This window comes from Pantoea sp. SIMBA_079, from assembly GCF_046940275.1.
GTDB lineage: Bacteria > Pseudomonadota > Gammaproteobacteria > Enterobacterales > Enterobacteriaceae > Pantoea > Pantoea borealis.
Map to the genome: position 1 here is coordinate 1 of NZ_JAWRYR010000629.1, position 253 is coordinate 253.

At 55.7% G+C, this 253-nt stretch carries 1 protein-coding gene; it reads left to right on the plus strand.

Features of this window, described 5'->3' with window-relative positions; all coding sequences use genetic code 11:
* Window positions 1–22 precede the first annotated feature (22 nt).
* Window positions 23–253 (plus strand): DJ-1/PfpI family protein (locus SB719_RS21460; protein ID WP_412159930.1); only part of this gene is annotated, 231 nt, incomplete at its 3' end.

The window sequence follows — 253 nt, forward strand, 5'->3', positions numbered from 1 at the left end:
GGTTCGCTTCTTCGCCGAGGCGATGGCCGACAAGAAGATTGTGAAAGGCGCGCTCTGTCATGGATTGTGGCTTCTTACCCCAAATCCCCAGCTGCTGCGCGGCCGCAAAGTAATTTGTCATTCCGTGGTGATGGCCGACATCATCAATTGCGGGGCAAAAATCACGCTTACGCCAGATCGCGTTGTCACCGATTGCGATCTCGTCACGGGCTTCAGCAAGCATGAGGCGCTAGCCTTTCTAGCGGCTATTGCC